Annotated in this window: 33 protein-coding genes and 2 pseudogenes; 13 read left to right on the top strand and 22 right to left on the bottom strand. The window is 69.3% G+C overall.

Annotated elements, in window-relative coordinates:
* Nucleotides 1-39 precede the first annotated feature (39 nt).
* From BLU09_RS25340 to BLU09_RS25365, 6 genes are all read right to left on the bottom strand, one after another.
* Nucleotides 40-1,230 (bottom strand): phage major capsid protein, encoded by a 1,191-nt coding sequence (locus BLU09_RS25340; RefSeq protein WP_090492048.1) that lies wholly within the window; start codon nt 1,228-1,230, stop codon nt 40-42.
* Nucleotides 1,231-1,294: 64 nt separating this feature from the next.
* A complete protein-coding gene (locus BLU09_RS25345; protein ID WP_090492049.1) occupies nt 1,295-2,044 on the bottom strand; it encodes an HK97 family phage prohead protease in 750 nt (249 codons plus the stop codon).
* Nucleotides 2,045-2,071: 27 nt separating this feature from the next.
* Nucleotides 2,072-3,427: a phage portal protein gene (locus BLU09_RS25350; protein ID WP_090492050.1), complete on the bottom strand. Its 1,356-nt coding sequence runs from the start codon at nt 3,425-3,427 to the stop codon at nt 2,072-2,074.
* 18 nt (nt 3,428-3,445) lie between these two features.
* Nucleotides 3,446-4,966 (bottom strand): terminase large subunit domain-containing protein, encoded by a 1,521-nt coding sequence (locus BLU09_RS25355; RefSeq protein ID WP_090492051.1) that lies wholly within the window; start codon nt 4,964-4,966, stop codon nt 3,446-3,448.
* Nucleotides 4,956-5,564, bottom strand: a complete 609-nt coding sequence (locus tag BLU09_RS25360) for a hypothetical protein (RefSeq protein ID WP_090492052.1) — start codon at nt 5,562-5,564, stop codon at nt 4,956-4,958. Before BLU09_RS25360 ends, BLU09_RS25355 begins: the two co-directional genes overlap by 11 nt.
* 21 nt (nt 5,565-5,585) lie before the next feature.
* A complete protein-coding gene (locus BLU09_RS25365; protein ID WP_090492095.1) occupies nt 5,586-6,134 on the bottom strand; it encodes a hypothetical protein in 549 nt (182 codons plus the stop codon).
* A gap of 567 nt (nt 6,135-6,701) precedes the next feature.
* Between BLU09_RS25365 and BLU09_RS25370 the strand changes: the two genes are divergently transcribed.
* The 6 genes and pseudogenes from BLU09_RS25370 (at nt 6,702) to BLU09_RS25395 (ending at nt 9,612) form a co-directional block, all read left to right on the top strand.
* Nucleotides 6,702-7,037 (top strand): hypothetical protein, encoded by a 336-nt coding sequence (locus tag BLU09_RS25370; protein ID WP_143043198.1) that lies wholly within the window; start codon nt 6,702-6,704, stop codon nt 7,035-7,037.
* 35 nt (nt 7,038-7,072) lie between these two features.
* Nucleotides 7,073-7,498, top strand: coding sequence for a hypothetical protein (locus tag BLU09_RS25375; RefSeq protein ID WP_090492054.1), 426 nt, complete (start codon nt 7,073-7,075; stop codon nt 7,496-7,498).
* Between the two features lie 406 nt (nt 7,499-7,904).
* A complete protein-coding gene (locus BLU09_RS25380) occupies nt 7,905-8,291 on the top strand; it encodes a hypothetical protein (RefSeq protein ID WP_090492055.1) in 387 nt (128 codons plus the stop codon).
* 158 nt (nt 8,292-8,449) lie between these two features.
* Nucleotides 8,450-8,803: pseudogene (locus BLU09_RS25385) on the top strand (peptidoglycan endopeptidase); the annotation flags it as partial.
* 54 nt (nt 8,804-8,857) lie between these two features.
* Nucleotides 8,858-9,382 carry a TrbC/VirB2 family protein gene (locus BLU09_RS25390; protein WP_090492056.1) on the top strand — a complete coding sequence of 175 codons (525 nt, stop codon included), beginning with the start codon at nt 8,858-8,860 and terminating at the stop codon, nt 9,380-9,382.
* A gap of 17 nt (nt 9,383-9,399) precedes the next feature.
* The gene (locus BLU09_RS25395) at nt 9,400-9,612 is read left to right on the top strand and encodes a hypothetical protein (RefSeq protein ID WP_244172013.1); all 213 of its coding nucleotides are present in this window, start codon (nt 9,400-9,402) and stop codon (nt 9,610-9,612) included.
* Between the two features lie 88 nt (nt 9,613-9,700).
* Here the strand turns inward: BLU09_RS25395 and BLU09_RS25400 are convergent, their stop codons facing one another.
* On the bottom strand, nt 9,701-10,120 hold the full coding sequence (locus BLU09_RS25400) for a hypothetical protein (RefSeq protein WP_090492097.1): 420 nt from the start codon (nt 10,118-10,120) through the stop codon (nt 9,701-9,703).
* 51 nt (nt 10,121-10,171) lie between these two features.
* The gene (locus BLU09_RS25405; protein ID WP_090492057.1) at nt 10,172-10,801 is read right to left on the bottom strand and encodes a hypothetical protein; all 630 of its coding nucleotides are present in this window, start codon (nt 10,799-10,801) and stop codon (nt 10,172-10,174) included.
* A gap of 795 nt (nt 10,802-11,596) precedes the next feature.
* Here BLU09_RS25405 and BLU09_RS25410 point away from each other — a divergent pair.
* Genes BLU09_RS25410 through BLU09_RS25420 form a run of 3 tightly spaced genes read left to right on the top strand, consistent with a single transcriptional unit; the run spans nt 11,597 to nt 13,424 of the window.
* Nucleotides 11,597-12,142: a RusA family crossover junction endodeoxyribonuclease gene (locus BLU09_RS25410; protein ID WP_090492058.1), complete on the top strand. Its 546-nt coding sequence runs from the start codon at nt 11,597-11,599 to the stop codon at nt 12,140-12,142.
* On the top strand, nt 12,139-13,119 hold the full coding sequence (locus BLU09_RS25415) for a sigma-70 family RNA polymerase sigma factor (RefSeq protein WP_090492059.1): 981 nt from the start codon (nt 12,139-12,141) through the stop codon (nt 13,117-13,119). The genes BLU09_RS25410 and BLU09_RS25415 overlap by 4 nt, the downstream gene beginning before the upstream one ends.
* Nucleotides 13,119-13,424, top strand: coding sequence for a hypothetical protein (locus tag BLU09_RS25420; RefSeq protein WP_090492060.1), 306 nt, complete (start codon nt 13,119-13,121; stop codon nt 13,422-13,424). The genes BLU09_RS25415 and BLU09_RS25420 overlap by 1 nt, the downstream gene beginning before the upstream one ends.
* Here BLU09_RS25420 and BLU09_RS25425 read toward each other — a convergent pair.
* The 12 genes from BLU09_RS25425 to BLU09_RS25485 all read right to left on the bottom strand — a co-directional run bounded on the left by BLU09_RS25425 (nt 13,421) and on the right by BLU09_RS25485 (nt 20,717).
* Nucleotides 13,421-13,687, bottom strand: coding sequence for a hypothetical protein (locus BLU09_RS25425; RefSeq protein WP_090492061.1), 267 nt, complete (start codon nt 13,685-13,687; stop codon nt 13,421-13,423). The genes BLU09_RS25420 and BLU09_RS25425 overlap by 4 nt on opposite strands.
* Nucleotides 13,688-13,952: 265 nt before the next feature.
* Complete coding sequence (locus BLU09_RS25435) at nt 13,953-14,162, bottom strand: hypothetical protein (protein ID WP_090492063.1); 210 nt, start codon at nt 14,160-14,162, stop codon at nt 13,953-13,955.
* Between the two features lie 196 nt (nt 14,163-14,358).
* Nucleotides 14,359-15,036, bottom strand: a complete 678-nt coding sequence (locus tag BLU09_RS25440; RefSeq protein ID WP_090492064.1) for a hypothetical protein — start codon at nt 15,034-15,036, stop codon at nt 14,359-14,361.
* 99 nt (nt 15,037-15,135) lie between these two features.
* On the bottom strand, nt 15,136-16,017 hold the full coding sequence (locus tag BLU09_RS25445) for a hypothetical protein (protein ID WP_090492065.1): 882 nt from the start codon (nt 16,015-16,017) through the stop codon (nt 15,136-15,138).
* Nucleotides 16,018-16,084: 67 nt separating this feature from the next.
* Nucleotides 16,085-17,032 carry a P-loop NTPase family protein gene (locus BLU09_RS25450; RefSeq protein WP_143043199.1) on the bottom strand — a complete coding sequence of 316 codons (948 nt, stop codon included), beginning with the start codon at nt 17,030-17,032 and terminating at the stop codon, nt 16,085-16,087.
* A 4-nt stretch (nt 17,033-17,036) separates the two neighbouring features.
* On the bottom strand, nt 17,037-18,029 hold the full coding sequence (locus tag BLU09_RS25455; protein ID WP_090492067.1) for a hypothetical protein: 993 nt from the start codon (nt 18,027-18,029) through the stop codon (nt 17,037-17,039).
* Nucleotides 18,030-18,059: 30 nt separating this feature from the next.
* The gene (locus BLU09_RS25460; protein ID WP_143043200.1) at nt 18,060-18,626 is read right to left on the bottom strand and encodes a hypothetical protein; all 567 of its coding nucleotides are present in this window, start codon (nt 18,624-18,626) and stop codon (nt 18,060-18,062) included.
* Nucleotides 18,623-19,168: a hypothetical protein gene (locus tag BLU09_RS25465; RefSeq protein WP_143043201.1), complete on the bottom strand. Its 546-nt coding sequence runs from the start codon at nt 19,166-19,168 to the stop codon at nt 18,623-18,625. Before BLU09_RS25465 ends, BLU09_RS25460 begins: the two co-directional genes overlap by 4 nt.
* The gene (locus BLU09_RS25470; RefSeq protein WP_090492070.1) at nt 19,165-19,377 is read right to left on the bottom strand and encodes a hypothetical protein; all 213 of its coding nucleotides are present in this window, start codon (nt 19,375-19,377) and stop codon (nt 19,165-19,167) included. Before BLU09_RS25470 ends, BLU09_RS25465 begins: the two co-directional genes overlap by 4 nt.
* Nucleotides 19,378-19,450: 73 nt before the next feature.
* Entirely contained in the window at nt 19,451-19,915 is a 465-nt protein-coding gene (locus tag BLU09_RS25475; RefSeq protein WP_090492071.1) for a hypothetical protein, read from the bottom strand.
* An 83-nt stretch (nt 19,916-19,998) separates the two neighbouring features.
* Nucleotides 19,999-20,454 (bottom strand): hypothetical protein, encoded by a 456-nt coding sequence (locus BLU09_RS25480; protein ID WP_090492072.1) that lies wholly within the window; start codon nt 20,452-20,454, stop codon nt 19,999-20,001.
* Nucleotides 20,451-20,717 carry a hypothetical protein gene (locus tag BLU09_RS25485; protein WP_090492073.1) on the bottom strand — a complete coding sequence of 89 codons (267 nt, stop codon included), beginning with the start codon at nt 20,715-20,717 and terminating at the stop codon, nt 20,451-20,453. Before BLU09_RS25485 ends, BLU09_RS25480 begins: the two co-directional genes overlap by 4 nt.
* Nucleotides 20,718-21,385: 668 nt before the next feature.
* Between BLU09_RS25485 and BLU09_RS25495 the strand changes: the two are divergent.
* A pseudogene (locus BLU09_RS25495) lies at nt 21,386-21,526 on the top strand (transposase); the annotation flags it as partial.
* A gap of 367 nt (nt 21,527-21,893) precedes the next feature.
* The gene (locus BLU09_RS25500; protein WP_090492098.1) at nt 21,894-23,012 is read left to right on the top strand and encodes an aldo/keto reductase; all 1,119 of its coding nucleotides are present in this window, start codon (nt 21,894-21,896) and stop codon (nt 23,010-23,012) included.
* A 379-nt stretch (nt 23,013-23,391) separates the two neighbouring features.
* Here BLU09_RS25500 and BLU09_RS25505 read toward each other — a convergent pair whose 3' ends face one another.
* Together BLU09_RS25505 and BLU09_RS25510 are read right to left on the bottom strand one after the other, a co-directional pair.
* Nucleotides 23,392-23,856 (bottom strand): DoxX family protein, encoded by a 465-nt coding sequence (locus BLU09_RS25505; RefSeq protein ID WP_090492075.1) that lies wholly within the window; start codon nt 23,854-23,856, stop codon nt 23,392-23,394.
* 281 nt (nt 23,857-24,137) lie between these two features.
* Complete coding sequence (locus BLU09_RS25510) at nt 24,138-24,500, bottom strand: hypothetical protein (protein WP_244172014.1); 363 nt, start codon at nt 24,498-24,500, stop codon at nt 24,138-24,140.
* A 545-nt stretch (nt 24,501-25,045) separates the two neighbouring features.
* On the opposite strand from BLU09_RS25510, the gene BLU09_RS25525 reads away from it, so the two are divergent.
* Both BLU09_RS25525 and BLU09_RS25530 read left to right on the top strand, forming a co-directional pair.
* Nucleotides 25,046-25,522 carry a hypothetical protein gene (locus BLU09_RS25525; RefSeq protein WP_090492077.1) on the top strand — a complete coding sequence of 159 codons (477 nt, stop codon included), beginning with the start codon at nt 25,046-25,048 and terminating at the stop codon, nt 25,520-25,522.
* An 80-nt stretch (nt 25,523-25,602) separates the two neighbouring features.
* A partial coding sequence (locus BLU09_RS25530) for a transposase (protein WP_143043202.1) occupies nt 25,603-25,869 on the top strand: 267 nt, incomplete at its 3' end.

Consider the following 25,869-nt stretch of genomic DNA (forward strand, 5'->3'; position numbering starts at 1 on the left):
TGCGAGCGGCCCATGCAAGCGCCGCCCGCGCGGCGGGGCTCAGTAGGTGACGCCCGTCCGGATGCTGAAGGCCTTCGCGCGGCGCAACTGCCAGTCGCCCTCCTGGACGCCGCGCACCGTCTTGCGGTCTCTCCGGAAGTCGTTGCCGTTCTCCCCGAGCTCGATTTCGAGCGGGGCCGCGTTGCCGAAGTACAGCTCCTGCGCCAGGCCGAAGCCGATGATGTTCTTGCCCGCCAGCGACTCGGTATGCCGCACCGGGAAGCCGTTGATGGTGGGGCGCTCCAGGTCCTGGAGTCCGGGGAACACCCAGCCGCCGTTACCCGAGCCTGCCGCGTCGCGAAGGCTGCCCAGGTGCATCATCGTCCCGCTGGTCATGAAGTAGAACGGATTGGAGCCCGTGAGGGGGATGTTGGCCGCCATGACGTCAGCCACCATGCCCTTCAGGTCGGCCACCTTCTCGTCGTTGGTGGTGCCGCTGATGGCCTTCTTGGTGATGTCCTTCGTGTGGAGGATGCCGGTCGGCGTCTTCGCCCCCTTGCCGATGAGGCCCGCCTGGTCGAAGGCGCCGCCCATGGCCCGGCCGATGTCGGTGGCAATCTGCTCCGCGGAGCGCAGGGTGCCCTTGCGCATCAGGTCGTTGCTGATGCGGATGGTGGCCATGGCCTTGTAGGCGCCCAGCACCAGGTCTCCGGTGTCCAGCTCGCCCTCGCTGGCTTCCTCGTCCTCGCCCTCCCAGGCGACGGAGACGCCCTCGTTGATGACGCCGATGGTGAGCTTGCTGCCGTAGCCGGACTCCACGCGGCACCCAGCCGCCAGGAGGATGGAGGCAGGGCGCAGCACGTCGATGATTTCCTCGGACCGCGTCTCTCGCGCCCAGATGCTGCCGCCCTGGGAGAAGACGCCCTCAAAGACGCCGGCGGACTTCGCCTTGTCGATGAACTCGCGCAGGGGCTGGTTACGCGTCTTCGACTTCTCGCGCGCCGTCCGGTCCTCGAAGTCGAGGAAGGCCATCTTCATGCGCAGGCCGAGCGCGGCGTGCGCCGGCTGCTCGGTGTCGAACATGCCCTTATACTTGAGCACCGTGGGGGCCTTGGCGCCCGGCTCGGTGGGAGCGGGCTGACGGGAGGCGAGGGCAGCCTCCACGTGCTTGGTGATGAGGGGGGCGAGCGCCACCTCCACCGCCTTGGGCACAGCAGGACGCTTCGGGGTTGGCTTCGTAGACGCAGACATAGGAACTCCAGGGTGGGGTGGGGCGCCGGATGCGGCGCGGTGTCGATGAGCAGAAGGGGCGCCGCTACTTCGTGACGAAGCCCCGGAAGAACTTCGCCACCGTCTCGGCGTCCTCCTCCTCGGTGGACTTGTCCTCGGTGTCGTCGGCGGACTCCTCCGTCTCCTCCTCCTCCGTCTCCTCCTCCTCGGTGGACTTGTCCTCGGTGTCGTCGGCGGACTTCTCCTCCGTCTCCTCCTCCTCGGTGGACTTGTTCTCGGTGTCGTCGGCGGACTGCATCTTGTCGTGCAGGGCCTTCAGCAGCGTCTTCGCCTCGGCGACGTCTTCAACGAGCTGCTTCCACGCCTTCGCCATTTCCTCGGACGTCATGGTCTTCACTCTCAGGGCTTTGGGTTTGGCGGGAATGCCGGTGAGGGAAACCTCCACCAGCTCGGCCTTGATGACGTCCTCGCCCCCGAACTCATTCGGGCGCGAGGCCAGCGTGATGTAGCCGATGCTGCAAGCGCGGATGGTCCCGTCGGCCACCAGCGCCTTCACGTCTCGCGACTCCTGCGTGGCGTCGGAGACACGCGGCTCCATGAAGTGCTTGGAGCCGTCCTCCCAGACGCGGCAGGTGCCCACCGGGAGGCGGCCTTGCCGATGGCCGTGGTCCCAGTAGAGGACGGGGTTGGCCGCGTGGGCTTCCAGGTTCAGCGCACCCGGCAGCATGCGGTCGCCGTCCCGGTCCGGCTCGGTGTCGCACGCCTGGAAGACGGGCAACTCACCCGAGGCCGCTGGCGCGGCCGCCGTCATCCTCTTGAATCGCATCTTCGCCATGCCCCCGTAGAAGGGGCGGCGTGGGCGTCAGAGGCGGTCCTCCTCGCCGCTCCTGTCGCGCGGCGGCAGGGGCGTGGCGTTCGCGCTGGCGCTCTCCGGGCTGTTGCCGCCGGCGCCCTGGCCAGGGAGGGGCAGGGGGCGTTTCCCCTCGAGCTCCGGGTCCGGCTGATAGCCGGCCAGCACGCGCACCTCGTTCCAGGTGAAGGCTTGCGTGGGCGCCGTCGTCATGAGGCGGAAGACGCGCTCCCACTGCTGGGGGCGCGGGTCCTCGTAGTCAAGGATGGCGTCTCTATCCACTAGGGGAACCAGGCAGTGCTGGTACCACGTGCGCCAGAACTCCAGCCGCGGGAGGACGGCGAAGTCCGCCAGCGTGTACTTCGCATCCTCCGACGTCGCGCGGTTGCTCGCGGAGAGGTCGCCCACCAACTCCGGCGGCACGTTGAACGTCTGGCGGATGTAGTCCAGCAGGCCCTTCTTCAACTCCTCGGTTTGGAGCTCGCGGAAGCTGACGCGCACCTCGGCAATGGAGGCCTTGCCGCGAACGAACCACATGCGCCCCGCGTTCTCCGGCTTCGCAAACTGCGACTCGAAGTCCTTGCGCAGGTCATCCACGGCTTCTTCCATGTCGGCGCCGGCGCCGCCGCTGCCGCCGTCGATGCCGACGATGGCGGAGGGGATGCCCCCGCGCTCGAAGGTGGCCTTTGTGGCGCGGGCAATGGCCTCGGACGTGTCCAGCTCGTCGCCCAGGGCCATGCCCGCGCCGGCGCCTCTGTCCTCGGGATTCAACGGGTCCAGGTGCTTGAACCAGAGGACGTCCGCCTCGGGGACCGCGCCGGTGAACATGTTGTACGAGATGTAGAAGTACGGCTGCTCAGGCGTGGGCGTCATGAGCACCTGGCTGGGCGGGACGATGACCCAGCCCGCCACGCGGCCATCCTCGCTGCGCTGGAGCCAGAGGAAGACTTCGCCCACCAGGTCGACATGCACCTGGCCCAGCTTTCGGTAGGCGCGGCCTGGGTAGCGGGGGTGCGGAGCCTCCAGCAGCCGGAGCAGCTCGTGGTCGGGCAGCTCCACCAGCTCGCCCGCCTCGGTGGCCTCCTTCAGCGCCTTGGTGCGCAGCTCGCGGTTCGCCGACTTCAACCGCTGGTCCGTCTGTCCTGCTCCCGGCTGGGCGGGCTTGTAGACCTTCCACGCGGGAGTGGCGGTGGCCTCCGCCACCGTGTCCACCACGGCGCGCAGCCACGCAATCTCCCGATACGCCAGCATCACCTCCCGGCTCCCCCGGCGCGGGCTGAAGCTGGGGATGGGGAGGATTCGGACGATGGGGCCCTGGCTGGGTAGCAGCCCCAGGGCTCGCTTTACGCGGCGGACGATAGAGGCCATGCCCGCGAGAAGGGGTGGCTATTCGTCCTCGTCGTCCTCCTGGGCGGCGCGCTCCTTCGCTGCTGCAACGCGTTCGGCCGCACCGGCGTTGTGCCGCCGCGGGACGACGTAGAGGAAGATTGGCCAGGCGAAGGCGTCTGCGCGGTCGTCGCGGCCGTGCCCTCCCTCCTGTCCGGTGAAGCGGGCGAGCTGCTTCTCCAGCTTTTCGTGCTTGCCCACCATATGCACCAGCCCCGCCTCGGCGAGCGCGGACACTGGCGCGGCGCGCTCGGCCTTCGACTGCTGGGCACGTTGCACCTGCACCTTCACCTTCGCGGCGACGGCGCGGATGGTCGCGGTGACCATGTTCCCGCCCGTGTTCGTCTCCGCGAAAATCCATGCGCGAGGGCGGCCACGGCGGTCCTTCTTGGCCGCCGGCTCCCAGGCCCGGAGTGCTTCGACGGCCCGCTTCGCCCAGGCGCTGGGCTCGGGGGACTGGAGGGAGAGGTCCGCGAGCACGTAGACGTGGTCGAGCCCGTCCTTCTCGCGGCGCACGCCCACCACGACGATGCCGTGGAGGTCGCTGTTCTTCTTCTCACCGGTCGCCGGGTCGATGGACACGACGATGTAGTCGTACTCCTTCGGCGCATCCTTCGGGTTGATGCGCAGCGCCTTCCAGTTGACCCGGCGGTAGATGGCCGGGTCCATGCTGAAGGTGAGCTCGCCCAGGAACTCCCGGCGGCCCTCCGTCGAGTGCATCATCCGCCGCGCGTAGCGGACGTAGGCCGGGTCAAGGTTGTCGCTGTTCTCCAGGGTGGAGGAGCGCGCGAGCACCAGGCCCTCGCGGTCGCTGAGCATCTCGACGAAGAGCGGCGTCGGCGCCGGCGTCGTGGTGATGAACATGCGAGCGCTGAGCCCTTCGCGCCGCATGCGCGTGGTGCGCAGGCGATTGACGGCGCGGCACTCCTTGTAGACGGCGATGGCATCGCCCTTCCACGCCACCGGCTCGTCGGCCCAGATGAAGGTGTACTGGTGCCCGCGGAACTTGTCGGCGTTCTTAGCCGGCAACCACGTGGCCTGGGCGCCGTTGGGCCACACCAGTAGGCGCTTCGCCCGATGGTACGTTGGGTAGAACCACGGCGGGCACAGGGAGAGGATGCCGGAGGGGCCCTCTATCTGGTTCTGCCGAATCTCGCTGTACGTGGGCCCGACGATGAGGATGCGGGCCTCGGGGTCCGCGCGCGCCTCCTCGATGACTGCGCACGCCCCCGCGTACGTCTTGCCGGTGCCACGCCCCCCTAAGAAGAAGAACGTCCGGTAGGTGAGGGGCGGCACCTGCACCGGGCGCAGGGAGTAGATGGGCTCGTAGTAGAGGGTGACCAGTTCCTGGGCCGTCAGGCCCAGGAGGTCCGCGAATCCCGCGACGGTGCCCTGCACCTCTCGGGCGCGGAGCGCCACGCGCTGGAGCACCGAGAACCGGCCGTTGCGCTCGGAGGTGAGGACGGGGATGCCTTCGAGCAGCTTCTCGCCGGCCTCGATGATGGAGGCGCTAGCTACCATCGCTGTCCTCGGCTGTGGCCTCCGCCGCGTCCTCGCTCGGCGGCGGCTCTGCCATGGCTGCCTCTTCCTTGTCGTGCTCGACGAGGAACCGGGCCAGCCTCTCGTCGAGGCGGCTGCGCGCCTGCTCCGGCGTTACCAGATCGAAGAGCGGCCCCAGCCCGTTGCCCGCGGCAACCGGGGCCTCGCGCGGCACCGTGAAGTCCTTCGGCGCTGCGACCGACAGGCGCCACCGAATGGGCTTGTCGTTCATCGTCTTGTCGATGATGGCCGCATTGGACAACTCGACGAGGCCCATCTGGTACTCGGCCTCCGCGCGCTCCACGTCATGGACCAGCTCCGTGTAGCGGCTGCGCTTGCCCTGCTCGATGGCCTCACGCCCGCGGCGCAGCCACCCCTGGAGGCGGACCTCGGTGGTGCCCGCGAGCGCGGCGGCCATGCGCTTCGTCGCGCCCGCCTTGAGTCGTGTGCACACCTCCTGGTGAATCGCGAAGGTCAGCGTCGAGGCAGGCCCGTTCCACTTCGCCGGCCGGCCGCGCTTCCTCTTCGGCGGCGGGCCGGCGGGTGGGGACTTCGGGTCATAGCCACGAGGAGAGGACACCCCTCGGAGAAGGGGCGCCGACTACTCGGCGCGGCACGCGAGCTGCTTCGCGCGCTCGACGAGGGCCACCAAGTGGGCGGCGGCCTGCATCTGCTGCTCAGAAGACGAACGCCCCCCGGCGAGGGTCAGGGCGGTGAGCGCACCCGCGCAGGCCGTGATGGCGCCCGTCACCTCCGACAGGGTGACGGCTGGGCGGTCGAGCTTGGGGCCGATGCGCTCCAACGTGGACTCCAACGCTTCGAGGGATGCGAGGGCCGGGCCGGTGTCGCAGGTGACGTCGATGTGCAGGTCGCCCACCTTGAGCGGCTTTACGGCGCCAGCTTCGTCGGCGGGGACATCTGCATCCATGCCGAGCGCGCTGCGGGCCTGGCGTGTCAGCTCGTCAATCCCGCCTCGAAGCATGGCTGCGTTCGCGACCATCTCGGTCAGGTAGGCGGTGCGCGACGAACTGGCGGCGAAGAGCGCGAGTCCGCTGCCCTGTGCATGGGCGCGGAAGTCGGTGTGGCCGAGCAGGTGGTCCGCGAGTGCCTGGAGCGTGGGGCGGGCATCGGCCGACCTGGAGGGGGTCACGCCCGTACGGGCCCCCGGTGGAGGGAGAGGGGACTGCGACTCGGACTTGGAGGTGGTGTTGGTCATGCCCCGTGAGAAGGGGCGCCAGCGGCCCGCCATGCGTCGCGAGCACGCGGACGCCCCGGGCGCCATCCGTCCTGCCAACGCGCAACAGTGGGCCACCAGGAATGCCAGGGCCCCAGAAAAACGGGGGTCGTCTGACAGATTCCCCTCGGAAAAATCCCGAAGAATTCGCGCGCCAGGATTGGACCGCGCCGAGCAATCACGTTTTGGAGCCACCTCCCCGGTTTCCCACCCCGGGGTAGCTGTGTCTGCATTCACTCTCACTGAAATATCGCGTTGTCGTACAGATGCGCAGGATGTGCGCTTCCTGTTCGCTCCACATAGCTCTGGCGGTCGTGTGAAGCCTTGTTTCTGGAGTCGCAGAAGCATCACTGGCGTGCCGGTACGCGGGGCGGCATGGTCAGGAGGCCGACAGGAAGCTGCTTTCCCACACGCAGTAGGAGGTGCCACGTGCTTGATGCAAGGAGACCACTGTTCCCCAAGAACAAGGAGTGCTTTCGCTACGTGGAGTACGCCTTCTCGGTTTACCCCAACGCCGACGGTGCGGTGGTGATTGTGCAGGACCAGGTTGTTGGCATCGGAGGCGTCACGCTTGGTGCCGTGGTCTCACCTGCTCAGGTTCCTGAACTCATTGACGCGCTATCAAAAGCAAAGGCGGCTGTGGCGGACTCGGAGGCGGTTTCCGAGTTCAAGGTGGGAGCCAGCGAGGTCTATCTGAGCGAGGGTGGCAACGTGTGCATCATTGGCGATCCAGGTGATGAGCCCATGGTGTTCGAGCCGTATCGCGTCGATGCCCTTATTGCCGCTGTCCGGCAGGCGGCAGTTGAGGCGACGGCGTAGCAGTCTCCGGACGCCACTCGCCCCTTCTCGCGGGCATGACCGTCCTGCTCGCCGTTGTCGCCCTTGCCCTCGCAGTGGCCCTCCTCGTCGTCTACCGCCGCCTCCAGGATGCCGAGTACTGGCGTGCCCACTGGAGTCGGCGTTACGGCGAGCGGGATGCGGAGCTGAGCGCGGCCCTGTCGGAGGGGCAGGAGCTGAAGTCCAACGTGGAGCACGCGCTTCGCATCCTGTGGCGCCGCGTCGAAGTCGTGACGCCAGCGGACGGGGCAGCGGTGGCGTTTCTCCGGGCGGCCTTCCCGATGCTGCCGGCGCCGCCCGGTCCTCGCGTCTTGGAGTCGCTGCCCGGGGGCAAGCATAAGCATGCGGAACCGTTGAGCGCAGTCACCTGCCCGAAGTGCGAGGACGCTTCCTGCGTGGCCCCTGGCCAGTGCGATAACCTCTTCGGCGGGGACGCGCCGTGAGCTATGCCGCTGGCACTTCGGGAACGTGAGCGCCGGTGCTCCGCTCTCTCCGAGCTGCGTGAAACTGCTCCCGGACGAACTGCTCCCGCTCCCTCTCGCTCGGCAGCTCCTGGGCGCACTCGAAGCAGACGTTTCGCCAGAGTTCTTCCGTGCCTCCGTCCACCGCGACCTTTACGGCGAGAGGCGACCAGGGCTTGCGCGGCTCGCCAGGTTTCCACAGCCGCATTCCGAATGGACGCCTGCACCGAGTGCAGTGCTGGAGGTCTCTGCATCGCGGTTCACGCTCAAACAGGTCTGTCATCCACATTCCTTTCGCGCCGCCCTGAATTGGGCTGTGAATGACCGTCCCGCGCGACCACCACGGTTTGCAAGCGCGAAGGTGAGCCACCGCCCCTTCTGACGGCGCATGAGCCCCACCATCGAGACTGCCGTCATCGCCCTGGCGGTCAGCCAGCTCCTTGTCCCGTTGCTGAACGGGCTCCTCGCGCGCCGGCAGGCGAAGCACGAGGCCGCCGCCGACCAGGTGCCACTCCTGGTCCAGCGGATGGAGTCCATCGCGGCCGACCTGCGCGACATCAAGGCGGAGCTGCGAATGGTGCGCGAGCACGACTCGGAGCTGCGCCTGGTGGAGCAGCGCCTGCGAACGCTGGAGTCGTGGCAGGCGGAGGCCCGCCCCCAGCTCGCCCGCGCGTCGAGTGACACGCACCTCCTCATGGGGGAGCGCAGCGCCCGACAGATGCAACACGCGGCGAACGTCGTCGCCGCCCAGGACGCGAGCCGTACCCGGCCCTGAGCGCCGCTTCTCCCGGGGGCAACCCTTCGCCCTCGGGAGTCCTCATGTCGAGCTCGCAGCGCGCCGCCTTTCTTTCCCTGGTCCTGTCTCAGATGCACGCGCCCTACCGATGAGGAGGGAAGGGGGAGCGCGACCCCTCCACGGGCCAGCGTGTCTTCGACTGCTCCGGCTTGGTGACGTGGGCCTTGCGCGAGGTCGGCGGGCCCGACTGGCGCGCGACGCACCACACGGGCCGCCTCTGGACGGAGTGCTCTCACCTGAAGGTGGGCGACCTGGTGCTCCCCGGCGACCTGGTGCTGTACCACCGGCTGGGCGAGCCGACGAAGCCGGAGCACGTGATGGTGGTGGTGAGCTGGGCCCTCGACGTCGTGGTGGGTGCCTCGGGCGGTGGCTCTTCGACGCTCACCCTGGCGGACGCGGCCAAGGCCGACGCTCGCGTGAAGGCCTTCGCCAGCCTCGACTACCGGGCCCGACGCATGAATGGCGTCTGCCGCTTGCCGTTCACCTCGTGAGGCGAGCGCCTCTTCTCCTGGGGGCTGTCCACCTCGCAGTCCCCCAGGAGCACCATGAAGCACCGCAAGACTCTCATCCTCTCCGCCGCCCTTGGCGTCCTCCTCACCGCCCCTGTGGCGTTGGCCCAGGCCACCGGGACCGCGGCGAGCGGCATCCTCGACACCGTCATCGCGTCCATCTTCACCCCGACCGGGATTCTCACGGTCCTGGGCGCCGTCGTCGCCGGTGTCGGATTCATCTTCGGCAAGGACTGGCTCAACGAGCGGCGCAAGCGGCGCATCGCCCTGGCCGCGCACCATGCCTTCAACATCGTGGAGGACATCGCCGCGGAGAACCCGGCGGACAACGGCTGGGACAAGGCCGCCCGTGGGCTCCAGGTGGTGGATGAGTGGATGCGCGCCAACGGCTGGCGTCAGCTCAAGCCGCACGAGCAGGCGCTGGCGAAACTGAGCTTCAGCGCCATGCACGGCGAGCAGAAGGCCTCGCTGAAGGCGTCGCAGGCCAGGGACGCGGATGCCCTGGCCGTGGCGCACACCATCACCAGCTCGGGCCTGGCCCCGGTGCTTGCGCGCCCTTAGACGCCCCGCGGGTAGCAGTGTCCGCGGGGCTCTCCAAGGTGCTCGCCGACGTCCCGGTGAGGACCGGTTACCTGGAGGCCCAGGCCGGCGTGTCCTCGCTCTCCGGCGCCTACGCGCGCCTGGAGGCGGGGGCGCGGCTCCGGTCGAACCTCGGTCTATTCGCCTTCGGTGAGTCCAACGCGCGCGAGCGGATGGCCGGCATCGGGGCCCGCTACACGTTCGGCTGGTGAAGTGCCACGGCCCGCTCCAGGCGACTGGGGCGGGCCGTGTTGCGTCAGCGCGGCATTCGCCGTGCAGGGTTCGGGGGGGAGTCCGCGACTACAGTCGCACCGCGAGGATGCGCCAGCCTTTCACGTCAACCGCATAGGTGGCACCCACGTCCAGGATGGGGGCCGTGGCGATGTCGCATGCATCCGGGTTCGGGATGATGCTGACGAGCACGACGCCATCTGAGGCGGGTGCCGTTACGACCTCGTAGGACTCGCGGCGGTTGAGGCACTCGTCGAGCGGCGTGGCGTCGCTGGGCAGCTTCCGGTCCCAGGGCAGGAAGTCGTCCATGGCGAGTTGGATGGCGCGAAGGGTGGTGCCGCTGATGACCTGTCGCCCCTCGGTCGGAAACGCGAGCGGGATTTCGACGGTCGCAGCCTCTTCCGGTGGGGCGTGGACTGGGCGCGGCGGCTTCTGGAACAGGGCGCATGCCGGGAGCATGCAGAGAAGGGGCAACAGAACGCGCTTCATGGGGCCTCCGTGCGGGCCACGATTCCGGATGTGCATCGACACGCTCATCCCTCAGTCATCCACCGCGGTGACGACCCCGAGGCGCTTGTCCTCTTCCTTGATGATGCCCACCAGCTTCCATCGCTTGCGTTGTCGGAGGTAGACCTCTCCAGGTTGCTCGCTGCCGAGATTCGGCACGAGTTTGGTGATGGTGCAGGTGCGGTCGAACTGGATGCGGATGCTCCAGATTTGCGTCGCTTTCAGTCGGTCCGTTTCCGACATCGGCGAGGGGGACCAGGGGTGGCTGTGGAAGTCCGCGAGCACAACCGCCCGGCCTCTGCCGTCGACGACGTAGCGCGGGGGGATGCACTTCTTCAGCTTCGCGGGGCCAACGGCCACGGGCTTGCCCAATGGTGAGGCCGCGCTGGCGTAGTAGACGCCGTCTCCGAGTGAGTAGATGGCGCCGCAGTACTCCTGCCCGTAGTCGCCATCCGTCGCGTTCTCTAGCTTCATGACGGCTGGGCAGAGCTGGTCGATGACCTCGTCCACGTCGGACGACGGGGTGACGGCTTTCCAGGGCCCTCGGACGTAGACATGGGGGCCTGAGCGCCAATAGTCCCGCGTACCACTCGGCTCAGGGGCACTGGCACAGCCGATGGCCACGCTGAACGCCGCGACGCGTCCCAACCGCACTGCTGACATGGACCCCTCCTGTTCGAACTCAGGAATTGGAGTCCATATAGGACAGATCATTAATTCATGACAATCGTGCTTTTCCGCTTTGTGGTTGGGGATGCTCTTCTTCCCCTGGCGGGCCGGCGCCAGACGTCAGCTCAGCAAGAACAGCCCCGCCGGACACCATGCCCGGCGGGTGTGGCGAAGGCAGGCGAGAAGCCGCGCCTAGTGCCTGCCGCACCACGGGACCTCAATCGTCGTGCCTGCCCAGGCCACAGATGAGCCCGCGCTTGACCAGCAGCAGTGGCCCGCCGCACCAGCACTTCCCGTCAGGGTACGTGGGCTGTGCCGGGGCGGGTGCCTCGGGTTCGCCGCGCAGTTGGCGCAGGGAGCGGGCGAAGTCCTCCCTCACGCGTTTGCGGCGGAGCTGCTCGGCAGTCTGGGCGGGTGGTCGGTCTCGACGCATATCCCGACAGAAGGGGCGTGAAGCTCACGAGGGAGGCACCACGTGCTCGGGCGGCGCGTCCAGCTTCCGGTTTCGGCTCCTCGGATGTGGACGCGAAACACGAACTGGGCCGCGAATTCGTCCACCTCGTCCTCCCTCTGGGAGGGGGGCATGGTGGGCTGGCTTGACGGTGGGGCGCGAGAAGTAGTCCACCGCGCGGCGCTGTGGGCCGCCCCTTCTACCCTGCGTTGGAGAAGAAGACGGGCTCGGCCGGGACAAGCGGCCGAGCCCGCGAGTGCCAGGGACACCGGGAAGCGCCGCTGGGGCAACCAGTATACCGCCCTTGCGCGTGCGCGCTTGGGCATGGAGTCGCCCCCGTGTCCTGCCACTGCCTCCGTCCACCCCCAACCGCGCCTCCGTTCGCCGAGGTGAGCCTGGTGCTGCCCTGGCCGCCCTCGGGTAACCATTACTGGCGTAGCGACAGGGGGACCACGCCGCACGTCAGTGACGAGGGCAAGGCGTACAAGGCGCGAGTGAAGTCCTCGCACGTGGGCCAGCGCGCTCTCAAGGGCCCCGTGGTGCTGTCGGCCACGCTGTACCCGCCCACGCGCCAGAAGTCGGACTTGGGGAACCGACTGAAGGTGCTGGAGGACGCGCTCGAACTGGTGGCGTACCTCAACGACAACCAGGTGAGGCGCTACCGGGACGTGGCCTTCGCGGACGGGGCCCACGGCAAGTCGGCCCGGGTGGAGCTGGTGCTGAAGGGCCAGGAGTGGGCGACGCCCGAGGAGGTGGAGGCCGAGCGGGTGCGGCGCGCCGAGCAGGCCCGGAAGCGGCGGGCGACGCTGGCACGCAACCGGGCCGCGAAGAAGCTGGGGCGCCTCCGGGTGACGCCTGCCGTGCGCCGCGGGAGGGCGTCATGAGCTGCACTACCTCGGCGCCGAGCACCTCGGCGGAGATGGAGGCGCTGCTGTGCCGCCTGCTGGAGGTGCCCGCGGGAGGCCTCGAAGCCCGGCGCGTCGAGTCGCGCCTCGCGGTGCTGGTGCGGCCGCACCTGGTGCGCGTGGCCCGGCAGGTGGCGCGTGCGTGGCGGGTGCCGGTGGAGGACCTGGTTCAGGTGGGGCTCCTCGCGGTGCTCACGCGCCAGCGCGCGCACCCCTTCCGCCCGGGGCACGCGGGGGCGGGGCGGAGCGCGTACCCCGCCTGGGCGATGCAGTTGGGCCGTCAGGCCATGCAGTCAGCGGCGCTCACCTGGTCGAGCCCCGTTCACCTGACCGACCACGCGCGCAAGGCGGTGCGCCGGGCGAAGCGCACAGCGGCGGCCGAGGGCGTGGAGGTGTCGTCCGTGCTGCGCCGACAGGGCCTGGACGCGGAGACGGCCCGCGCCCTGGGCGAGGGAGCGGTGGCCAAGCCCCTGTCGCTCGAGGAGGTGCTGTCCTCCCGCGATGCCGGTGCCGAGGGCCGAGACGCCTCCAGCGAGCGCGGCAACCGGGGGCTGGCGGCGCGGACGGAGGTGCTGCTGTCGCTGGTGGACAGCACCGCGGAGCGCTTGGCCCTGGTGGCACAGCGCGAGCACGTGCTGTGGGCGCTGTACCGGCTGCCCAAGCTGCAGCGTCAGGTGGTGCAGGCCTGCATGGGGCTGGGGCGGCCCGGAGGCCAGGAAGCCACAGAGAGGACGCTGGCCATGGAGTTGCGCATGACGCAGGCACAGGTGCGGCGCCTGCGCGACGAGGGGCTGGAGAAGCTGCGCGCGCAGCTCAACGCCCAGGGCATGGGGCCGGGGGAGGAGGCACCACCGAAGCGCGGCGAGCTCCGCCGGCAGCGCGCGGCCTCGGCCCGGCGCGGCCACCTCCAGGCCACGGGGCAGTTGCCGCTGCTGGCCCTGGCGGGGAGGGCGTAATGCCCGTCATCACTGCGAAGAAGCAGGGCACCTGCACGGCGGAGGGGTGCGGCGGGCGCATCCTCCGCGGGGAGTTGTGCTGGTACGAGGCCGCAACGGGCATGCGCCACCTCGAGGCCGCGTGCCGAGGCGCGGACGGCGGGCGCCGCCCGAACCTCCGGGCCGGGAGGTGCCGGTGCGGCGCCCACGTGCCCCCGCGCGAGGGCCACCTCACCCTACGCGGCGAGAAGTCCTTCCGCGGCCGCGTCCGGAAGCTCTGGGCCGTGAACTGCGCGCGGTGCTCGCACACCGCCCACGACGGTTAGCGCTGAGAGGACTGCTTCTTCTTCAGTTCTTGCTTGGCCTCCTGAAGGAACTGAATGACGCGGTCCACCTGGTCGCTGCCGATCATGACGACACCGGGTTCGGCTTCAGAGGGGTCTTGGAGCCCGTAAGGGTTGTGCTGCTCGACTCGAATGGTGTCGGCCATGTCGGGGTCGATGGAGACTCTGACACCGGAGGCAGGTGGAACCACCCACCTGTCTTCGTCATTCGTCTCAACCTTATCCTTGTCGTGTTGTTGTCCCATGTGATGATTCCTTAGTCCTTTCGCATCAAGTTCGCGGTCCTTCGTGAAGCTCGGGGCTGCCTACCAGCCACGCGCATCCGGCTCAACATCATGTGCAGTGTGTTGAGCCGGATGCCGGTTTCCACGGCGACGAGCATCGGCTCGGCACCCCTGCGCAGCAGCCCGCGGGCGTATTCGGCCAAGCGCAACGCGTCGCGCTTGTCGATCATCCCGGGGCCGCGCAGGGGGATTCCAATTTCAGCCGGCTTGCGTTGACGTGTGCAATTCATTGGCGAGGCGCCTCTCGGCGAGAGGAGCCGCGCCCAACGGCACGCCGCACGGCGCGTTCCACCTCCACCACCAGCACCAGGCCAACGAGGAGCGCGGCGCCGCGCATGCCGAGGGACGCGCACTCGAAGGATGCAAGGTGGAGGACAACGGCGACGGCCACCAGTCCGAAGAGCAGCTTGGACAGCAGGAGGATGCGCCGAATCACAGACGCACCTCCTCGTCTTGCCATGCCCGTCGCACCGCCCCGGAGTCCCGGCAGCCAGGGACCACGCGGCCATTCCGCGCGGGCCAGTAGATGCGTGGCAGCTCCTCGCCCGGGTGCTGGCCGCTTCGGCACTCCAGATGGCCAGCGTCGCAGGGCACCAACTCCACTCCGCACCCGGGGCAGCGACGGGCGGACTTCACGCCGGCACCTGCGTGTTGGTGGCCTCCGCTTCAATCCGTCGCTCGATGTCCATCATCGTCTTCCCGATGGCGTCGGCGACTTCGTGCATGAGGGCGTCGGGGATGGGGACGTTGGGCGGCAGGCGTCCGTGCTCCTGCACCAGGGCGGAGGCGGAGGCCTCCAGCGCGTTCGCGCGTACCCTCATGTCGTCCACCATCATCAGCGTCACGTAGGCGATGAGGGCGGGGTTGTCCTTGGTGATGGGGGCAGTGTTGACGTGGGAGGTCTGCTTCAGCGTCTTCGGCTCAAGGACGGCCAACTCCAGGACATCGCCGGCATCCAGGCGGAAGCCCGGCGGCAGGCTTTCGAGGACAAGGGCGCCCGTGAACATGTCGATGGACGTGACGACGGCATGCCCCTCGCGTCCACGAACCGCCACTGCGTCCCGGGGGTAGAAGCCTCCGCTACCCCTCTCCTGGATGCCCACGTGGCACCAGTCCCGCAGCAGGGTCGCCGTCGTCACCGTCGCCCTCGGGGCCTTCTCGTGGGTGTACACGGCAGTGCCATCCTTTCCGTACATCAGGCTCCACACGAGGCCCTCGCTCGTCGGGTGATTTCTGTAATCCGGAGGTGGCTCGCGGACGGCGTGCCGGTACACATGCTTCTTCTGCTGCTGCTTGGCTGACTTCGTCATTCGTCGTGCTCCGCTGGTGGGCCGGACGCTTTGGCCCTGGTGGGGGTGAGTGCAGCTCCGGGCCGCGCGTGCTGGACGGCCCGGGAAAGGACGGCGGGGCTACGCGGCGGCGGGCACCTCGGCGGGCGTCGGCTGGGGCGCGGACTCCTCGTCGTCGTTGGGCGGCGGGATGAACTCCAGGACGTCGCCCACCTGCGCGACGAAGTCCTTGTTCCACTCCACGAAGAAGGCCGGGGTGACGTCCTCATCGTCGAAGACGCTGGTGATGAGCCCAGTGACGTTCGGCCGACTGGCGACGCGGATGCTCCAGTCCACCTCCACGTGCTCGGGAACGCGGTTCACCTCCAGGCAGAAGAGCGGCGAGCCCTTCCTGCCGTCCGTGGGCCACGCGAAGCCGACCTCCTTCACCACCACGGCGTCCGCCGGCGGTGCCTTGCTGGAGGACTCGGCGCGGAGTCGCTGGATGGCGGCGGCCGCGCGGTTGGCCCACACCGGGTGGTGCAGGTCGGCGGTGAGCTCGGGCAGTCCCTCCAGTGCCTTCTCCAGCAAGGCGACGGTGAGGCGCTGGTACTCGCGGAAGCCACCGGGCCCGTCCAACTCGGAGCGCAGTTCCCGCACGCGGCTCTTCTCCTTCTTCGTCTCGCGCACCTGCTCGCGGCGCGTCTCCGCTTCCTCCTCGCGCACCTGCTCGACGAGGCGCAGTTGGTCCTTGAGGGCGCGCACCTGCTGCGCAAGCCCGTCCCTCTCCTTGCGCAGCAGGCCCACCATGCCCTCGGCGATGGCCACGCGCTGGGAGCGCTCCTGCGTCGCCGCGCGCCAAGCCCCTCGCGCCGTCAGCGACAAGTCCTCCCACATGGGGACTACCGGCCCGCCGGGCTGGGCGTCGAAGGCCTCACGGAGCGCCTCGTAGGCGCGGCGTGCCTCGGAGGTGTCTTCGAGGATGAAGCGGATGGTGGGCGTGTCCGTCTGCACTGCTTCCATGGGTACTGCCTCCTGCCGGCACGGGGCCGGCGCTGGTGCTGCTGGGGTTGAAGGGGTTGGGCTGACGTCAGGTGAGCCGCAGGGGGCGTCCGCCGCAGGAGAGGTGCGGCTTGTTGCCAGTGCCCTGGAGGGTGAAGGCGAGCTCGCGGATGCGGCGCTCCAACCGTCCGAGATTCTCAGCAGGCAGGCCCGCTTCGCGGCCGTCGAAGCGCGCCAGGAAGTCCTGCCGGTTTAGGTGGGTGGTGAGGACGGTGCGGCGTTGCTCGCGGTAGCGCGCGTCAAGGACGTCGTGCAGCAGGCCCAGGGCGACGTCGCCCAGCTTCTCGGCGCCGACGTCGTCCAGCACCAGCAGGCGGCATCGGCGCATGTCCTCCAGCCGCTCTCGTCCGGCGTCGGTGAAGGCCGAGAGTCCCGCCAGCTCGGCGCCGGGGACGAAGAGGGCCGGGGGCATCTGGCGCCCACCCCCCGCGGCCTGGTTCCACGGGTAGTGCCGCGCGAAGTCGGCAAGGACGACGACGGCGGCTTGCGTCTTGCCGGCGTCGGGCTGCCCCATCAGCACCAGCCAGGGGAAGGGCATGGGCCCATGCCTCGCGGGCTGGTGCGCGTCCGCCGGCAGCAGGGGCCGTGGCTGCGCCAGCCATAGCCGGACGGCCCGCAGCGGGGCGCGCGTCTCGTCCAGTGACGTCAACGCCCCGAGGTGCTTGGCGCCCACGCCCATGCGCCGCAGGTGGGCGACGACGTCCACGCGGCTGCGCTGCGCCGCTTCGCGCTGGGCGCGCGCGAGGCTTGCCGCGTACTCGGCGGCGGGGGCCATCCGGTACATGTCCCACCAGGTGTGGGCGTGCTCGACGCCGCGGTGGGCGCGGGGGCAGTCGGGTGGGCACAGCACCAGTGCGCGGCCCTGCAGCTCCAGCTCGCGGTTCTGCTTGCGGGCGCCGTAGGCGAGGCGCCGCACCCGCTCGCGCAGGCTGGAGTGCATGGGGGCGTCGGCAGTCGTATCGGCTTCGCAGGTCATGGCTTCACCAGGGCTGGGGGTTGTCGTCGTGCTTCGAGGCGGGGGCGGGGCCGGTGGACGTGCGGCGAGGTGCGCGCTCCTCGGGCGTCGCGTTGTCGTTCCAGCGCCGCACCAGGTCCGTGAGGCTGTCGCAGCGCTGGCGGTACGTGGCCGTCACGCCGTGGCCCCAGCGCTCCAGCACCTCGGCCATGCCGCCGTCGCCAGCGAGTGCCATCAGCTCTCGGGAAGCGTCGTCGTCGCGCCGCTGCCAGCGGTACGGCTTGCCCCTGGCCGCGAGGAAGACGCGCTCCACGCCGTCGCGCAGGGACTCCGCTGGCGGGCCTGCGTCCGCGGGGCGCTCGAAGGGCAGGGTGCCGTCCGCGTGGTGGGCGTCGTCCGGCGTTCGTACGCCGCCGTCGTCGTCGGGGCTTCCCCGGGGGGAGGGGGGATAAAGGGGGGTGGAGGGGGATGGAACGGAAGGGGGAGGCGGGGGGAAAAGGGGGGAGGGGGGCGGCGTGTACGAACGTTGTGCGTACGCGTCCGTACGCGCTTCGTCTGCGTACGTATGCGTACGTACAGACGTACGGGTGACGGCGTGGGCAGCCACGTACGCAACGGCGTCTGGCGTTGGCGTACGCCACTCCCGGGACGACAGCCCCAGGCTTTCCGCTGTGGCGGTGTCGGCCGGGGCATGCGCGAGGAGGGTGCCCTTCCTCTCCCGTGCGCGGGCGCGCGGGTTGGCGGACACGCCCGCCAGCATCCGTCCATGCTCGTCGCCCAGTACGTACAGCGACGGAGCGGCGACGGAGCGACGACGGCTCGCTGGGGCCGGGGTGGTGGAGAGTGCGTCCTTGAGGGCGGCGAGGGCCTGGGCCATGGCGCTGGCGTGCGCATCCGCGTAGGCGCGGGCGTACCCGATGCGCTCGCCCTCCGCGCGGGCCTCGGCGCGGAGGAGTTGTTCCTTCGTCCGCGCGAGCTCCGCACGGACGTCCGCCAGTTCGGCCTGGAGTGTTGTCATGTCTGGAGATGGGCAGGCCATGGGCTCGGTTCAGCGGTGAAGGGGGCGGAGGTGCGGCAGGAGGGCGAGGACCAGGGCCACCAGGGCGGCGCCCGCGAGGACCGCCACGGCGAGGGGCCAGTGGCGCCGGGCGAGTCGGCCGGTGCGCTTCGCCAGCCGGCGCACCCAGTGGCCGATGCGGCGAAGGCGCCACGTGCGTGACGGCGGCATGAGGAGCGACGGCAGCAACTCGTTGGAGAGGGCGGCGGCCGCGAGCGTTCCCGCGTCGGTGAGCGCGTCGCGCAGCTCTTCGGCCACCTCCTCCTCCGAGGCCTGGTCACCGACAGGCCTTGCCACCTCCACCGCGAGGAACGGCCGCTCGCCGGGGCCACCGGGCGACGTGACGATGCGCAACTCCAAGGGGCACAAGGGCTGGGCGTCATCGCAGGCGGGGTCGGGCCACAACACAAGCGCTGGTCGTCCGGTGTGCTGGTGCCGCGCGATGTAGATGCGGCCCACCTCTGGTTTCGTGAGCAGCCGAGGGCCCAGGAGGTACGGGCCGAGTCGATGCTGGTTTGCCGAGGGCTTGCCCTGCTGGGGGCACCGCGGGGAACTCATCGCGTGCCCCCACTGTGGCCCTCGCGTGGCATGCCCAGCGTGAGCGCGTACCGGGCGAAGGCGAGCGCGGTGGACTGGACGGCGGCCAGCAGCTTCCGCGCCCAGGTGCTGGTGGGCCGCACCACATGCGGCGACGTGGGGACGGTGAGCAGGTGGTTGCGCAGCTCCTGCGTGAGGCTGGCGAGGACGGCCAAGTCCTGGGCATCGGCCAGCAGCGCTTCGAGCTCGGCCAGGGCCAGTTCCGGGCTCACCTCGGCTCCGGGGGCGTGCTCGACTTCCAGCGACCAGCCGCACGGGTCCGTGCTGGACGTCAGCACGACGCGCCAGGAGGCGCGCGGGGCGGCGGCGGTGCGTCCGGTGGGGACGACGAGCACTCCGGGCGCCTGGCGCTTCCCGGGTGTCGCCTGGGTGAGGCATCGGTAGACGCGGCCCAGGTGCTCGGTGTCGCGGACGCGTTGGCCGATGAAGTAGGGCCAGCGGAGGGTGGACGCCGCGGTCGTGACGGTGTTGGCGGCAGTGCGAGGCGCGAAGGGAATCATCATGACGTCACCCGGTGGGCATGGCGGTGGAGGGGCTTGGAGCGGCGGCGGTCGCCGTCGAGCGTGTTGGCCTCGCGCCACGCGAGGGTGGCGGAGGCGTCCCACGCGGACACCACGGGGCCGGAGGCATCGAAGAGGGTGACGCGATGGCCGTCGCCGCTGCGCAGGGAGGTGCGCAGCAGCACGGCAGGGTGGGGCTGGGCGGTGCTCATTACGGGTAAACCTCCGGTGTAGTGGTGGCGTTGGCCCCGCTGGCGCGACTGGCCAGCGGGGCAGGGCGGCGCGTCAGTGCGTGGAGCAGGGGATGCAGCGCTGCCCGGCGTCCTCCGCGTGCTCGTTGAGCACGCGCACCAGTCCGCGCACACGGGGCGTACCGCCGCCCTCGTCGTCACACAGGCGGTCCACCGCTTCGTCGAGGAAGTCCTCCCGGTCGGGGCCCCAGCCGGAGGCGTTGGGCCTCAAGCGCAGGCCAGCGGACCGCTCCGCCTGGTGGGCCGCGCGGAAGCACGCGCGCAGGTACTCGGCGCGCGCGCAGTCCTGCTCCGAGGTGTCGAAGGAGGGGAAGCGCCCCTCCTCCGCGGCGCCAGAGGTGATGCGCCCGGTGTCGCCGAGCATCCGGTTGGCGCAGTGGTCGAATACGTCCTGGGGGACGCCGGGAGGACGGGAGAAGCCGTTAGGTCTCCAGGTCTTCGTGGTGGCGGAGCATGCGGCAGTGAGGGCGCACAGCAGCAACAGCGTGAGACGCTTCATGGAGGACTCCAGGTGTTCGGGGTGGGCACTGCATGGGTCCCGGTCTTTCCGTGCCGGGTCAGGACGGCGCGACGGACCGCGTGTCAGTCCGCCGCGCCCCCCTGTGCCTTCACCTTGTCGTCAGCCCGCTCGCGCTCGCGGCGCAGCTCCGAGGCGCGGAGCAGTCCGTTGAGCGCCACCAGCGCGCCGGTGAACACCTCCCTAGGAATGGAGTCGTCGATGGCGAACTCCTCCTGGAGGCTCCACTGGCCTTCCTCGAACGAGCGGAGGACGGCCAGGTCCCGCTCCATGCCATTGAGGCGGCAGGGCATGCAGCGCGCGCGTCCGAGGGCGGCGCACACGCACGGCGGCGCATCGCTCTGGCCGAGCGCATCCAGCACGCTCTGGCAGTCCACCGCGTCCAGCACCAGGGAGCGGGCGTTGCCGGCGGCCACCTCCAGGGCCGCGCGCAGGACAACGCCCACGGAGGCTCGCGCCGCGTTCCCGGGCTCCCGAGCGACGCGCAGCTTGGCCTTGGAGTGCTTCTTCGGGGCGCTCACCGGGCACCCCCAGTCTTGCGCGCAGCGTCCTGGGCCGCGGACTCCCGTCCGGCATCAGCGACGCGGCGAACCTCTCTGAGCGCCTTGGAGACGGCGTCCAGCAGAGGGACAATGCAGCCCCCATCGTTGCGCACGGTGCTGGTGCCGCAGTCCACCTCCCAGTCGTCGCCCGCCTCATCCAGGCGGCGGAACTTCAGGGTGAACTCGGCCGGCAAGAGGCTCCGGCGGGGCTGGCACACCTCTTCGGGGCGGTGAGCGCTCACGCTTCACCTCCCTTCGAGTCCTGAGCGCTGGACGGGAGTCCCGCGAGGCGGGCGCGCAGCTCGCGCACCTCGGCAACCGCGGCACCGATGGAGTGATAGAGGCAGGCCTGCCGGACGCGCTTGAAGCTCCCCGCGCAGGCGCGGCAGCCCTCCTGGGGCGGCACCTTGCGCCGGTACTCGGCGACCTCGACAGAGAGGGGAGAGAGGGGGCGGACTACGCTACTACGGCCGGTTGACTCTCCTTCGTCATCCTCGCCGCATTCAGAAGCTGTTTCAGAGGGAGAGTGGCCCTCCTGGGGGTCGCCTCCCTTGGTGGATGCGGCTTCGATTCCCGCCGCCTCCACTGAGTGAAGCCCAGCAGCCGCGAGGTTGCTGGGCTTTTTCTTTGGCCTCGGTGTCTCATGTGTCCTCAGTGTGCCCCTCCGGCGTCTCTGCCCGGTGCGGCGTGGAGCTGGGGAATGGGTCGGTCGAACTGCTGTACCGCGCTCTCCCGGGGCTCCGGCGCGAGCTGGGCGTACCGCATGGTCATCTCGATGGTCGCTTGTGCAGCACCGTGAGCACGTTGTTGATGGACTTGAGGCTCAGGAGCTTCGGGCCGGTGGTCTGCTCCCAATTTTAGGACCCGTTGAAGAGTGAGAGAGTCCTCGCGGCCAGGAGGTAGGTCGGTCGTGAGGAAGAGCGGGCTTACCGAGGAGCAGATGGTCCGCATCCTGAGGGAGGCGGAGGCGCCTGGGGCCAGCGTGGCGGAGGCGGCCCGGAAGCACGGCGTCGCCGCGCAGACGCTCTTCCGGTGGCGCCAGAAGTTCGGGAGCGCCAGAAGCGACTGACGCGTCGCGGGCGGCACGAGCGCGTCCAGTTCGAGCCCCAGGAAGGGACGGATGGCGCGCAGCGGCTCGCCGCCGTGGTGGTTGAGTGGGTCGAGACGGATAGGTGCCTCATACAGAGGTACGATGACTGAGGTGACGCTCTAATCGTGTCACTCAAGGCGCCCCACGGCCGATCCCGCCCAGCGTATGGGCCACCGTCACCTGCGCGGTCTGCCCAATCGTGACCCCTGGGGGCAAGCAGCCCCCATCAATCAGGCGCAAGAAGCGGGCTGCCTTCATGGGGGCTCTCTTCTATCCGTAGCAGGGCGATGGGGAGCATGCCCCATCACCACGGATGGAGAGCACCACCATGTCGACGCGAATCATTGATTCTCTGGCGAAGTACCACCTGCTCGGTCAGACGGGCCTTCGGGTAAGCCCACTCGCGTTGGGCACCATGAACTTCGGTACCGACTGGGGCTGGGGCATGAGCGGCGAGGACGCGCACCGGCTGCTGACACGCTATCTGGAAGCGGGCGGCAACTTCATTGATACAGCGGATGCGTACACCTCCGGCGCCAGCGAGCGCATCATCGGCGACTACTTCACGCAGCATGGCGGCAGGCAGCGGGCGGTCATCGCCACCAAGTTCTCCGCCAACCTGTCTCCGGGGGATCCGAATGCGGGCGGGAACAGCCGAAAGCACATCCACTCCGCACTCGAAGGCTCTCTGCGCCGCCTCAAGACGGACTACGTGGACGTGTACTGGCTCCACGTCTGGGACGGCCTGACGCCCGTGGAGGAAGTGATGGGGACGCTGACCGGCCTCGTGCGCGAGGGCAAGGTGCGCTACGTCGGCTTCTCCGACGTGCCGGCATGGTACTTCGCGCGCGCGCAAACCCTGGCGGAGCGCAACGGCTGGGAAAAGGTCGCCGCGCTGCAACTGGAGTACTCGCTCGCGGAGCGCAACATTGAGCGCGAGCACCTGCCCGCCGCGCTGGCGATGGGGGCCGCCCTCACGCCCTGGAGCCCCCTGGCCGGGGGCCTCCTCACCGGAAGGTACACTCGCGAGGGAACCCGGCCGAAGGGTGACGGGCGCGCCCATGCACTGCTGGCCAGCGGAAACCCCGTGGCGGACAAGTTCCTGCAGGAGCGCCCCTGGGCCATCGTCGAGGCGCTCGTCGCGGTGGCGAAAGAGGTAGAGCGCTCGCCCGCCCAGGTCGCGCTCAACTGGGTGGCGACGCGTCCAGGCGTCGTGTCCACGATTATCGGCGCGAGCAGGCTGGAGCAGTTGGAGGACAACCTCCACGCGCTGGACTTCAACCTGCCGCCCGAGCTCTCCACGAGACTGGAGGTCGCGAGCCGCCCCGAGCTCTTCAATCCGTACGTGTTCTTCGAGAACCCCTTCTTCACGAGGGGCATGCTCGCGGGCAACACCACTGTGAGCGCGGAGCCGAGCGGGTTTCGTGGACCGCTCCAGGCCCGGTAGGCAGCGAGCAGCGAGGCCGGCGGTGCACTTCCCGCGCTCCTCCGGTGCGGCATCCGTCAATGACATCGCCGCCGCGGCCCGAGAAGCCCAGGCTTCGGGGCCGAGCGAAGCGCGCGGGTCCGCCAGGCCACGGCCCTGAGCGATTGGCCCCGTTCACCGACAAGGACAGCGTCCGGGTGAAGCCCTGGAGCGTGGGCTGTCCCACGGGGCATGCAGCCTGTCAGCGTCGCGTCGAGCACGAGCCGCTGCGCGCCGGCGGAGATCGGGACGAGCACGCAGCGGCCCCGCCCACGGCGTGGGCGAGGAGCGTGTGGCTCGGCGGTGGGCGTGCTGTCCGAATCAACTGACCTCATGGTCCGTCAAACCAGCCTCCGCGCATCTACTTCACGCCAGGGACCACGCGGGCGGAAAGCATGGAGCGAAACGCGTCCCGGTATGCCCAGGCCAGGAAGAGCTCGAGTGCGACCACAATGACGGTCATCACCATGCCGCTCGGGGCCAGGAAGACGTGGAACGCGACGATGTTGACGATGACGGGGGCGAGGAGTGCCAGCGCCAGCGGCACGAAGCGGTTCGCCAGCAGCAGTACGCCGGCCAGCACTTCCGTGCCCTTGATGAGCGGCATCATGTAGCCGGACTTCACGAGCGCGACGCTGAACGCCATGGCCCCCTCGGGAATGGTCTCTGGCGGCGGCGTGATGAAGTTCAGGAAGCCGTTCAGCCCGAAGACGAAGAACAACAGCCCCTGCACCACCCGCGCGGCCGTCGGCACATGACGGGCCAACAACTTCGTTCCCCGACCTGCTCCAACGGCGTCCACGTTCAGCGGCGTTTCGGTCGACATGGCTTGTTCCCCTGCTTCGTTCGTTCAGGTTGGCGCCGGGGCCATTCGCCCCAGCCTCTGTTGTGACGACGAACGAGGTTTGGGGAGATCGACACGCCCGACGAAGATTCGGCCTCCCTTTGCAAGCCCCTGAAACGACTGGCCTCCAAGCCCGCAGGGGGCCAGTCGTGCACGGCCGTGGGCGACTCATGCGTCGCCGCCATACGTGCCCACGACTTGGATGTGGCCCTTCCCCGTCTCCGAGCAGGTCGCGTTGACGCTGACGCGTCAGGCGGTGAGCGTCAAGGTAGTTGTCGCGTGAGAGGGTTCAGCCACTGCCGCGACAGGTCCTGCTTATTCAAGTGCCGGGCGAGGGCATCGAGGTCGGAGAACGCGCCCTCGCACAGCCCCACCAGCCCCGCCGCCACCTCCACGGTGTCGGTGGGGGCCTCCAGGCAGATGACGCGGTCGCCGAGCAGCTCCCGCCAGTCGCGCTCGCAGTTGCGCCGCCGCGCGAGGTCCGGGATGAGGACGAACGGCTCGTAGGTGGGCTGCGGCTCGTCCACCACCTGCTTCACCGGCAGGTCCTGCTCCAGCGTGCCGCCGATGAGCTGCTTCACCTGCTTGCGCGAGACATCGCTGTAGGGCCGCTCGTCGCCCGTCATGAAGAAGTAGCCCGGCGCTTGCGAGCATAGGAAGGACAGGATCCCTCTTGGGCATAGCGGGCGGGAGTAGAGCGGGAGGTGAGGGACGCTGACGGGGAGCCCATGAGCCGCACGCCGAGCCGGCGCAGAAGCCTTTCATCTCCAGCAGACACACCCCAGCCCAGCCCAGCCGCTTTCCCAGGAGGGGCGCGGCAGGTGCCTGGCTCTCTTGGCTGGCTGTGGCGGCTTGAGCTTCAACACCCCGCGGCCTGGGGGGGGCCTCGTGCCGGGGCCCACCTCGCACAGACCGTGGGCAAGCCCAGGTGCTCCAGAATTGCCCGCACCCCGGGGGGCCCTTCACGTACGCCAAGACCCGCCGCCTGCCTCCACACCTCGCGCAGCCGAACATGTCGAAGTCGAACGTCCTCCTGAGCAACTCGGCCCGGTCTACTCGCGGTGTCTGCTCCTTCATCCGCTCCTTCCTGGCCGCTGCCTCAAGCCCCGCGCGCACCTCCTCCGCACCTGCTTGAGGGAACAGCAGTCAATTCGGAAACAAGATTACCCACGTGCGGTTGTCCGGCCGGGACATCCCCGTGCCCCGCATCACGCCGGGTGGGGTGAACAAGAGCGGCGACTTCATCATCATGGGAGACGTTGACGGCATCATTGGCGTCACCACGGGCCAGCCCGAGGCGTGGACGGACAACGGGCTGTTTCGCACCCAAAATCCCCAGCAATTCACGCAGGACGGCTCCCGCGTGCTCACCCATACCGGCGACCACTCCTATGTCGAATGGTGGAGCTGGAGCTTCGGCCCGCGCCCCCAGGGCATTCGCGTGCTGGACCGAAACCTCCAGGACTCCGCGGGCGTCTTCCCGGTCCAGGGTGAATCACGAGCAGTGTTGCGACAGAAGAACGGAAGCGTGTGCCTCGCTACGCTGGAGCCCACAGGAACCCAACCGTGGAAGATTGGCCCTCCACTGAAGAACGTGCCGCGCAAGGGCATGCTGGTTCCGTTCCTGGTGGGAGACACGGTGTATTAGAGCACCTAACGAAAGTAAGGGCTGGAGTAGTCGCTTGCCCTGGAGTGGTCGCCTGTCCTGCGCATGCCCACCTTTCGGAAATGGTCCGAGAGCTCGTCCCCGACGCATTTTGGCAGCGTGTGGCCCCGCTGCTGCCAGCACCGAAGCCAAAGAAGAAGTCCGGACGTCCTCGTGCAGATGACCGCGCGGCCCTGGAGGCCATCGTCTTCGTGCTTCGCAGCGGAATCCCTTGGGAGATGCTGCCTCGCAAGCAATTCGGCCTCTCCGGGATGACTGCCTGGCGCCGGCTGGAGGAGTGGACGCGAGCGGGCGTGTGGGAGGAACTGCAGCGCCGACTCCTGGACGAG

Origin of the sequence: Myxococcus virescens (assembly GCF_900101905.1) — a bacterium.
GTDB lineage: Bacteria > Myxococcota > Myxococcia > Myxococcales > Myxococcaceae > Myxococcus > Myxococcus virescens.

Excerpts from the sequence above, each read along its gene's own strand:
- BLU09_RS25350 (WP_090492050.1), bottom strand. The coding sequence starts at position 3,427 with ATGGCCTCTATCGTCCGCCGCGTAAAGCGAGCCCTGGGGCTGCTACCC.
- BLU09_RS25440 (WP_090492064.1), bottom strand. The coding sequence starts at position 15,036 with ATGACGAAGTCAGCCAAGCAGCAGCAGAAGAAGCATGTGTACCGGCAC.
- BLU09_RS25505 (WP_090492075.1), bottom strand. The coding sequence starts at position 23,856 with ATGTCGACCGAAACGCCGCTGAACGTGGACGCCGTTGGAGCAGGTCGG.
- BLU09_RS25345 (WP_090492049.1), bottom strand. The coding sequence starts at position 2,044 with ATGGCGAAGATGCGATTCAAGAGGATGACGGCGGCCGCGCCAGCGGCC.
- BLU09_RS25340 (WP_090492048.1), bottom strand. The coding sequence starts at position 1,230 with ATGTCTGCGTCTACGAAGCCAACCCCGAAGCGTCCTGCTGTGCCCAAG.
- BLU09_RS25390 (WP_090492056.1), top strand. The coding sequence starts at position 8,858 with ATGAAGCACCGCAAGACTCTCATCCTCTCCGCCGCCCTTGGCGTCCTC.
- BLU09_RS25420 (WP_090492060.1), top strand. The coding sequence starts at position 13,119 with ATGCCCGTCATCACTGCGAAGAAGCAGGGCACCTGCACGGCGGAGGGG.
- BLU09_RS25450 (WP_143043199.1), bottom strand. The coding sequence starts at position 17,032 with ATGACCTGCGAAGCCGATACGACTGCCGACGCCCCCATGCACTCCAGC.
- BLU09_RS25460 (WP_143043200.1), bottom strand. The coding sequence starts at position 18,626 with ATGAGTTCCCCGCGGTGCCCCCAGCAGGGCAAGCCCTCGGCAAACCAG.
- BLU09_RS25500 (WP_090492098.1), top strand. The coding sequence starts at position 21,894 with ATGTCGACGCGAATCATTGATTCTCTGGCGAAGTACCACCTGCTCGGT.
- BLU09_RS25475 (WP_090492071.1), bottom strand. The coding sequence starts at position 19,915 with ATGAAGCGTCTCACGCTGTTGCTGCTGTGCGCCCTCACTGCCGCATGC.
- BLU09_RS25445 (WP_090492065.1), bottom strand. The coding sequence starts at position 16,017 with ATGGAAGCAGTGCAGACGGACACGCCCACCATCCGCTTCATCCTCGAA.
- BLU09_RS25355 (WP_090492051.1), bottom strand. The coding sequence starts at position 4,966 with ATGGTAGCTAGCGCCTCCATCATCGAGGCCGGCGAGAAGCTGCTCGAA.
- BLU09_RS25510 (WP_244172014.1), bottom strand. The coding sequence starts at position 24,500 with ATGACGGGCGACGAGCGGCCCTACAGCGATGTCTCGCGCAAGCAGGTG.
- BLU09_RS25405 (WP_090492057.1), bottom strand. The coding sequence starts at position 10,801 with ATGTCAGCAGTGCGGTTGGGACGCGTCGCGGCGTTCAGCGTGGCCATC.
- BLU09_RS25425 (WP_090492061.1), bottom strand. The coding sequence starts at position 13,687 with ATGGGACAACAACACGACAAGGATAAGGTTGAGACGAATGACGAAGAC.
- BLU09_RS25415 (WP_090492059.1), top strand. The coding sequence starts at position 12,139 with ATGAGCTGCACTACCTCGGCGCCGAGCACCTCGGCGGAGATGGAGGCG.
- BLU09_RS25380 (WP_090492055.1), top strand. The coding sequence starts at position 7,905 with ATGAGCCCCACCATCGAGACTGCCGTCATCGCCCTGGCGGTCAGCCAG.
- BLU09_RS25465 (WP_143043201.1), bottom strand. The coding sequence starts at position 19,168 with ATGATGATTCCCTTCGCGCCTCGCACTGCCGCCAACACCGTCACGACC.
- BLU09_RS25470 (WP_090492070.1), bottom strand. The coding sequence starts at position 19,377 with ATGAGCACCGCCCAGCCCCACCCTGCCGTGCTGCTGCGCACCTCCCTG.
- BLU09_RS25400 (WP_090492097.1), bottom strand. The coding sequence starts at position 10,120 with ATGAAGCGCGTTCTGTTGCCCCTTCTCTGCATGCTCCCGGCATGCGCC.
- BLU09_RS25455 (WP_090492067.1), bottom strand. The coding sequence starts at position 18,029 with ATGACAACACTCCAGGCCGAACTGGCGGACGTCCGTGCGGAGCTCGCG.
- BLU09_RS25375 (WP_090492054.1), top strand. The coding sequence starts at position 7,073 with ATGACCGTCCTGCTCGCCGTTGTCGCCCTTGCCCTCGCAGTGGCCCTC.